The 4,218-nt window shown below is 75.2% G+C and carries 4 protein-coding genes and 1 pseudogene; 2 read left to right on the plus strand and 3 right to left on the minus strand.

Translation table 11 applies throughout. From position 1 onward, the window contains the following. A partial coding sequence (locus tag NBM05_RS15740; RefSeq protein ID WP_254169150.1) for a hypothetical protein occupies positions 1-190 on the minus strand: 190 nt, incomplete at its 3' end. Between NBM05_RS15740 and efeO the strand changes: the two genes are divergently transcribed. Continuing rightward, positions 174-1,370, plus strand: a complete 1,197-nt coding sequence (efeO, locus tag NBM05_RS15145) for an iron uptake system protein EfeO (RefSeq protein ID WP_254169152.1) — start codon at positions 174-176, stop codon at positions 1,368-1,370. The two genes, NBM05_RS15740 and efeO, sit on opposite strands and share 17 nt — an antisense overlap. Before the next feature lie 2 nt (positions 1,371-1,372). After that, on the plus strand, positions 1,373-2,725 hold the full coding sequence (gene efeB, locus NBM05_RS15150; protein WP_254169154.1) for an iron uptake transporter deferrochelatase/peroxidase subunit: 1,353 nt from the start codon (positions 1,373-1,375) through the stop codon (positions 2,723-2,725). Between the two features lie 184 nt (positions 2,726-2,909). Here the strand turns inward: efeB and NBM05_RS15155 are convergent. Further along, positions 2,910-3,671: pseudogene (locus tag NBM05_RS15155) on the minus strand (condensation domain-containing protein); the annotation flags it as partial. Then, the coding region (locus NBM05_RS15160; RefSeq protein WP_254169156.1) for a condensation domain-containing protein at positions 3,587-4,218 on the minus strand (632 nt) is incomplete at its 5' end. The pseudogene NBM05_RS15155 and the gene NBM05_RS15160, both read right to left, overlap by 85 nt.

The raw sequence follows: 4,218 nt of genomic DNA on the forward strand, positions 1-4,218 counted from the left end.
CGCCGCCCTCGAACTCCCGGTACCGCACCCCGCCCGTGAGCTGCTCGACGCCGCCGCGGGCCGGGCCGAGGTCGTACTGCGCCGCGACGCCGTCCAGGACGGCCCCGGGATCTTCGGCCAGCTCCGCCTCCTCGGACCAGAGCCAGGGCTCCGGCGAGGGCGAGGCGCAGCGCGTGAGCGTGACCGTCACCGACGACTCGTGCACCGCCGACCCCGCCACCGTCCCCGCCGGCCGCGTCGCCTTCGAGATCACCAACAGCGGCGGCGTGCCCAACGAGTTCGAGGTGCTCGCGGAGAACCAGCTGCAGATCGAGTCGGAGAAGGAGAACATCGGCCCCGGCACCACGGCCGAGCTGACCACGGCCCTCCCCGAGGGCACGTACTACACGGCCTGCAAGCCGAACATGGTCGGCGACTTCGTGGGGCTGGCCGAGTTCACGGTGACGCAGGGCGACGACGTCGAGGTCTCCGGCGACGTCCAGGCCGCGGAGGACGAGGCGGTCGCGAACTACACCTCCTACGTCAAGGACCAGGTGGGCCAGCTGGTCACCGCCACGCAGGAGTTCAACCGGGCCTACACCTCGGGAGACACGGAGCGGGCCCGGGCGTTGTACCCGCTGGCCCGGCAGCACTACGAGCGGATCGAGCCGACCGCCGAGTCCTTCGGCCTCGAGGAGCCAGGCGACCTGGACGCCTCGATGGACGCCCGCGTGCAGGACCTGGCCGCCGACGCCGGCAAGGCCCCCAACGATCCCGAGGTCCTGAGGGACTGGACCGGCTGGCACCGCATCGAGGCGGACCTGTTCACCGACGACGCCGCCGGGTTCACGTTCACCTCCGACGCCGACCGCCAGGCCGCCGCGGACCGGCTGGACCAGGACACCCAGAAGCTCTACGACCTCGTCTACGGCGAGGTCGACGGCGCGGACGGCGCCTTCCAGCTGGAGCTCTCCGACGTCGTCGACGGCGCCTCGGGCCTGCTGGAGGAGGTCGCGACCTCCAAGATCGTGGGCGAGGAGGAGACCTTCTCCCACACCGACCTGTACGACTTCCAGGCCAATCTGGAGGGCGCCCAGGTCGCCTACGGCAACGTCGCGGACCTGGTCAAGGACCAGGACCCGGACCTCGCCGGGACGATCGAGCAGCGGTTCCAGGACGTCGAGGGCCTGATCGCCGCGCAGTCCACCGGCACGGACGCCGAGGGCAACGCGCTCTACGCCCCCTACGACCGGATCGCCGCGGTGCAGGACGACGCGATGGGCGAGGCCCCCTCCGACGCCGACTACACCGAGACCCAGCGCGAGTTCTCCGACGCCGTGAACGGCCTGAGCGAGCCCCTGTCCCAGGTGGCCGGGACGGTGCTGCACTAGCCGTGGCGGAGCAAGAGGAAAGAGGGCCGGCGGGTGCCGACGACGCCGCCGCGACCGCCGGCCGTTCCCGCGGCCTCTGCCGCCGCCGCCTGGTGGCCGGCGCGGGCATCGCGGGCGCCCTGGGGATCGCGGGGTTCGGCGGCGGCGTCGCGGGCCGGGCGCTGGCCGAGCGGGAGGCGGCCGGGCGCGACCCCGGGACCCTCGCCTACCCCTTCCGGGGCGAGACCCAGCAGGGCATCACCACGCCCGCCCAGGACAACATGTACACCGCGGCCTTCGACGTCTCCACGGACGACGTCGCGGAGCTCAAGGCGCTGCTGACCGAGTGGACCACCGCGGCCGAGCAGATGTGCGCGGGCGAGCTGATCGGCGGGGAGCCCAGCGCCAACAAGCAGGCCCCGCCCCGGGACACCGGAGAGGCCTGGGGCTACCCGCCGGCCGGGCTCAGCCTCACGTTCGGCTTCGGCGCCACCCTGTTCGCAGACGCCGGCGGCGCCGACCGCTTCGGCCTTCGGGACCGCATGCCGGGCGTCCTCGCCGAGGGCGTGCCGAAGTTCGCCAACGAGAGGCTGCAGGCGGGCTCCGGCGACGGCGACCTGCTGGTCCAGGCCTGCTCCAACGACCCGCAGGTCTGCGTGCATGCGATCCGCAACCTGACCCGCATCGCCTTCGGCACGGCCCGGCTCCGGTGGGGCCAGATCGGCTACGGCCGCACCTCCTCCACCTCCGCCTCGCAGGAGACCCCGCGCAACCTCTTCGGCTTCAAGGACGGCACGGCCAACGTCAAGGCGGAGGAGGCCGAGGCCCTGGAGGAGCACGTCCGCGTCCAGGCGGACGACGACGCCGCGGCCGGCTGGCTGACCGGCGGCAGTTACTTCGTGGCCCGCAAGATCCGGATGCACCTGGAGGTCTGGGACCGGGTCCGGCTGGCCCAGCAGGAGGAGGTGATCGGGCGGGACAAGCGCTACGGCGCCCCGCTCTCGGTCGCCGACCCCGCGCCCGAGGACGAGTTCGACGCCGTGGACTACGACGCCGCGGGCGAGGGCGGCCGCCCGGCGGTCCCGGCGGACTCCCACGTCGCGGTGGTGAGCCCCGAGCAGAACGACGGCCACCGCCTGCTGCGCCGCGGCTACAACTACACCGACGGCAACGACTCGCTGGGCCGGCTGGACGCGGGGCTGTTCTTCATCGCCTACGTGCGCGACCCCCGCGCCGGCTTCTACCCGATCCTCCAGCGCATGACGCAGCACGACGCCCTGACCGAGTACCTCCAGCACGAGGCCTCGGCCCTGTTCGCGGTGCCGCCGGGGCTCCGCGAGGGCGACACGATGGTGGGGCAGCGGCTGTTCGAGTGAGCCGGAGGCGGGGCCGCGGAGGGCCTCCGCCTCGCGGGGCCCCGGGGGGGGCGTCCGTCGGCAGCTGCGGTTCACCCGCCGCGGCCCAGGGCGTCAACTCCGGCCCGGGGCCCATCGGCACGTCCAGCACGGGCGCGCCCGGATCGCGGAACGCCGCGTCGAGGAAGGCGATCCAGCGCTCCACCAGCCCGCGGGCCGCGCGCTCGCTGAACAGCGCCGCGTTGTACTCCAGGACGCCGCGCACGCCGCCCGCACCGCCCGCGGTTTCCGGGCGGAGGGTGAAGGACAGGTCCACCTTGGCACTCCCGGTGGTCTCGGAGTCGAGGGGCTCCGCCTCGACCCCCGGGAGGTCCAGGACGACGCCGGCCGGCTCCTCGACCGAGAGCATCGTCTGGAACAGCGGGTTCCGGCCGAGGCGGCGCGGGGGCGCGGCGGCCTCGACGATCGCCTCGAACGGCACGCGCTCGTCCTCGATCCCGGCCAGCGCGGCCTCGCGCGCCCGCCCGACCAGGTCGGCCATGCTCGTGCCGGGCCCCTCGACCCGCAGCCGCAGGGGCAGGGTGTTGACGAAGAAGCCGATGAGGTCGGCGACGTCGGGGTCGGTGCGCCCGGCCGAGGGCACGCCGACGACGACGTCCTCCCCCGCCCCGATGCGCGCCAGGTATCCCGCGAGGCCGGCCAGCCACCCGTGGAACCCGGTCGCGGAGCTGCCGGCGGCGGCCGCGGCGACCTGCCCGGCGATCTCGGCCGGAATCTCGAATCCCAGCTGCCCCGCCGGCTGATGGGCCGTCTCCGGGCGCCGGCCGTCCGCGGGGAGGTCCAGCTCGGCGGGGGCGCCGGCCAGGCGCTCGGTCCAGCGGGTCAGGGCCGCGTCCGGGGCGTCCGGGGTGCCGGGCGCGGCGTCGCGCTCCGCCTCCTCGCGCCGGGCGACGTCGGCGAACTGCACCGGCAGGCGCCGCTGCAGCCGCGGCGCGCGCTCACGCGGGCGCTGTAGGCCGCCGCCAGGTCGCGGGTCAGCGGCGCTAGGGAGGCCCCGTCGGTCGCGATGTGGTGGAGGACCAGCTCCAGGCGCCACGCCTCGGGCCCCGTGGGGACCAGCGCGGCGCGGAAGGGGATCTGCGCGGTCAGGTCGAATCCGGCACCCGCATCGAGGGGCTCGGAGCCCAGCAGGTCCGGCGGCGCCGGCACGACGCGCTGGACCGGGCGCCCCCCGGCGTCGGGGAACACGGTGCGCAGGATCTCGTGCCGCTCGACCAGGTCCCCGACGGCGCCCGCGAGCGCCCCGGCGTCCAGCGACCCGGACAGCGCGATGCGCAGCACCACGTTGTACTCGGCCGAGGCGGGGTCCAGCCGGTGGAGGAACCACAGGCGGGACTGCCCCGAGGTCGCGGGGGCGTCGGCCCCGGTGCGGGGGTGGCGCGCGGCCCACTCGCGCAGGCCCGTCGAGGTGCGGGCGGCGCCGGCGGCGGTCCCCTCGGCGGGGGGTGGGGGGC

Source organism: Rothia santali, from assembly GCF_024199905.1.
GTDB classification, from domain to species: Bacteria; Actinomycetota; Actinomycetes; order Actinomycetales; family Micrococcaceae; genus Rothia; species Rothia santali.